Origin of the sequence: Nakamurella sp., from assembly GCF_048594475.1 — a bacterium.
Lineage (GTDB): Bacteria > Actinomycetota > Actinomycetes > Mycobacteriales > Nakamurellaceae > Nakamurella.
In genome coordinates this window covers 1-3334 of sequence record NZ_JBMDXT010000113.1, presented here as the reverse complement: position 1 = coordinate 3334, position 3334 = coordinate 1, and the positions used below count along the sequence as shown (strand labels likewise).

Here is a 3334-nt window from a genome sequence, read left to right as displayed (position 1 = left end):
CCGGCGGTGAGCCGGTGCCAGCCGGCGTCCACCTCCGCCGCGCCGTCCGGGGCCGGCGCCGCGCGGTGCGCCGTCACCTCGCGCGCGGCCCGGCGGCGCCCGGTTCGCAGATGGTTCAGCGCGGTGTGGGCGGCGGCCACGGACAGCCAGCCGGCGGCGTCACCGGCGGGCACGCTCGAGCGGGCGAAGCTCAGGAACACCTCCTGGGCCACGTCCTGCGCCTCGTCCCGGGAGCCGAGCACCCGGGCAGCGACCGCGACGACCCGCGGGTAGGCCGCCCGGAACACCGCTTCCAGGTCGGCGCGCACCGCTTCGGGCGGGGGTGCAACGACCGGATCGATCAGAGTGGCCACCATCCTTCCTGCGCGATGCCGATCGCTGATCGGGCCGGGGCGCACTGCGGCGACCGACCCGGTTCTGCCGTTCCCGATGACCTCCACACTCCATCAAGCACCGCCGCCCGGTCGAATGTGACACCCGCCCGGCCTCGACGCCGCGTGGGGCCAGATGGGGCCCCTTCACCGGGGTTGATGGGGCACCTTCTGCACACTCGGCGCTGAGGGGTATGTCAGGCTCGCGTCGTGGACTGGAGCCTGCGCACCTGCGGCCGGCGCGGGCACGAGACGTTCGCCCCGGACGAGCCGGACCTGCGGGCCCGGCTGACCACCCCGACCCCGGCCGGCGAGGCCTGGCGGTGCCTGCGGTGCGGGGACTTCGTCATCGGGCCGCCCCGTCGATCCGGGCCGGCCGATCAGGCGCCTGAGGTACCGCGCGGCCGGTTGTTGCGCGATCGGGTGATCATGCGGCTGCTGGCCGCAGAGCGGGTCGGCCGGGCCCTGCTGATCGCGCTGGTCGGGGTCCTCGCGCTGCACCTGCGGGACTCCCGCGAGCAGCTGCAGCGGGCCTTCGACAACGAACTGGCGCTGCTGCGACCGGTGGCCGAGCAGATCGGCTGGGACATCCAGGGTTCGGAGCTGGCCCGAGGCGTCAACCGCGTGCTCGACCTGTCCAGCACGGCGATCAACTGGGTCGCGGTGGGGCTGTTCGTCTACGCCGGCATGTTGCTGGTCGAGTCGTACGGGCTGTGGATGATCCGGCGCTGGGGCGAGTACTTCTCGGTCGTGGTGACCAGCGTGTTCCTGCCGCTGGAGATCTGGGAGCTGACCGAGAAGTTCACCTGGCTCAAGGTGGCGCTGACCGCGGTCAACGTGGCCGCGGTGATCTGGCTGGTCTGGTCCAAGCGCCTGTTCGGCGTGCGCGGCGGTGGCGCGGCCTACCACGCCGAGCACAGCGAGGAGAGCCTGCTCACGGTCGAACGGGCCGCCCTGAACGAGAACCGCGGCCGCACCCCCGCGGCCGGCGTTCCACCGGCCGCGGGTTCCTGACCGTCGCGCCTACCAGCCCCGCTCGGCCAGCCGGTGCGGCTGCGTCCATGGCCGCACCCGCCGGGCCGACCAGGGGCGACGCCGGCGGCCTTCGGCAAGAGTCGCCGTCACCAGCCCCGCTCGGCCAGCCGGTGCGGCTGCGGGATGTCGTCGACGTTGATCCCGACCATCGCCTCGCCCAGGCCGCGGGACACCTTGGCCAGGACGTCGGGGTCGTCGTAGAAGGTGGTGGCCTTGACGATCGCCTCGGCCCGGGCGGCCGGGTCGCCGGACTTGAAGATGCCCGAGCCGACGAACACGCCCTCGGCGCCGAGCTGCATCATCATGGCCGCGTCCGCCGGGGTGGCGATGCCGCCCGCGGTGAACATCACCACGGGCAGCTTGCCCGCGGCCGCGACCTCCGCGACCAGGTCGTAGGGCGCCTGCAGCTCCTTGGCCTCCGCGTACAGCTCGTCCGGCGACATCGAGGTGAGCCGGCGGATGTGCGCGCCGATGGTCCGCATGTGGGTGACCGCGTTGGAGACGTCGCCGGTGCCGGCCTCACCCTTGGAGCGGATCATCGCGGCGCCCTCGGTGATCCGCCGCAGCGCCTCACCCAGATTGGTCGCCCCGCACACGAACGGCACGGTGAACGCCCACTTGTCGATGTGGTGCTTGTAGTCGGCCGGGGTGAGCACCTCGGACTCGTCGATGTAGTCGACGCCCAGGGACTGCAGCACCTGGGCCTCGACGAAGTGGCCGATCCGGGCCTTGGCCATCACCGGGATGGACACCGCCGCGATGATGCCGTCGATCATGTCCGGATCGCTCATCCGGGACACCCCGCCCTGGGCCCGGATGTCCGCGGGCACCCGCTCCAGGGCCATGACGGCGACGGCGCCGGCGTCCTCGGCGATCCGGGCCTGCTCGGGCGTGACGACGTCCATGATGACGCCACCCTTGAGCATCTCGGCCATGCCCCGCTTCACCCGGGCGGTCCCGGTGGCGGTCAACGATTCGGGGACGTCGGGGAAGTCAGCTGGCGCGGCCACGGTGGAACTCCTACTGAAGGGGACGGACGGGCCGATCCTACTCAGCGCGGGCGTGTCCTCCGGCCACACCGGGAACGATCGGGACCGGGATCGACCGGTCCGCCGGCCCGGATCAGGACGCGCTGACCGACGCCGACCCGGGCACGAGCGCCACCCAGGTCTTGCCCGGCTTGAACGGGACCGGTTGCCCGCTGCCGTCCAGGAACTGGAAGATCTCCTCGGCCGACGGCCGGCTCCAGGTGCCGGTGAGCACCTTGCCGTCGCGGTAGAGCTCGAACGGGCCGGATCCGACGGTGTGCGAGATGTAGGAGGGCGAGCCGACCGAGTCCCGCTCGCCGTCCGGCTCGAAGTCCACGTGCTGGATCAGCACGTTGTCGGTGACGACGGAGGTGCCGCCGGCGTCGGCCAGCGGGCTGCCCTCCCGGTAGACCTGGTAGTTCGAGCCGGTCCACCCCCAGCCCATCCGGGCCGCCTCGAACTGCACGGTGACCTGGTTCGCCGGCGGGGCCGCTTCCACCCGCGGTTCGGTCGTGGCGAAGGCCATGCCGATGGACCGGGCCGGCGACAGGCCCGAGGTGTTGGCCAGCACCCGGGTCAGGTCCGAGTGCAGGTTGTAGGGGGCGGTGCCGCTCCCCCGCCAGAACCCGCCGGCGCCCTGCTCCGCGGCGACCTGGATGACCGGGGTGGCCGCGATCGCGGCCAGCGGGATGCCGCCGCCGCCGGAGAACACCAGGGCCGGAACCCCGAACGCCGGCAGCAGTTCCGCGTCGGTCGTGCGGACGCTGCGGACCGGGCCGACGTCGGTGGCCAGGGTGGTGTGGAACACGGGCATCAGCCGGGTCAGGCCGCCCTCCACCTGCTCGACGTAGGTGATGTCGGCGTCGGCGAGGCCGTGCTGGGGCAACCCCGCGCTGGTGT

At 72.8% G+C, this 3334-nt stretch carries 4 protein-coding genes; 1 reads left to right on the top strand and 3 read right to left on the bottom strand.

The features are described 5' to 3' along the window. Window positions 1-353: sigma factor (locus ACOJUF_RS05945; protein WP_420120943.1), on the bottom strand; the 353-nt coding region annotated here is incomplete at its 3' end. 228 nt (window positions 354-581) lie between these two features. Between ACOJUF_RS05945 and ACOJUF_RS05940 the strand changes: the two genes are divergently transcribed. Continuing rightward, window positions 582-1385, top strand: a complete 804-nt coding sequence (locus tag ACOJUF_RS05940) for a DUF2127 domain-containing protein (protein ID WP_420120942.1) — start codon at window positions 582-584, stop codon at window positions 1383-1385. Between the two features lie 107 nt (window positions 1386-1492). Here ACOJUF_RS05940 and pdxS read toward each other — a convergent pair whose 3' ends face one another. Both pdxS and ACOJUF_RS05930 read right to left on the bottom strand, forming a co-directional pair. After that, on the bottom strand, window positions 1493-2416 hold the full coding sequence (gene pdxS / locus ACOJUF_RS05935; RefSeq protein ID WP_420120941.1) for a pyridoxal 5'-phosphate synthase lyase subunit PdxS: 924 nt from the start codon (window positions 2414-2416) through the stop codon (window positions 1493-1495). 112 nt (window positions 2417-2528) lie between these two features. Continuing rightward, window positions 2529-3334 (bottom strand): DUF3048 domain-containing protein (locus ACOJUF_RS05930; RefSeq protein ID WP_420120940.1); only part of this gene is annotated, 806 nt, incomplete at its 5' end.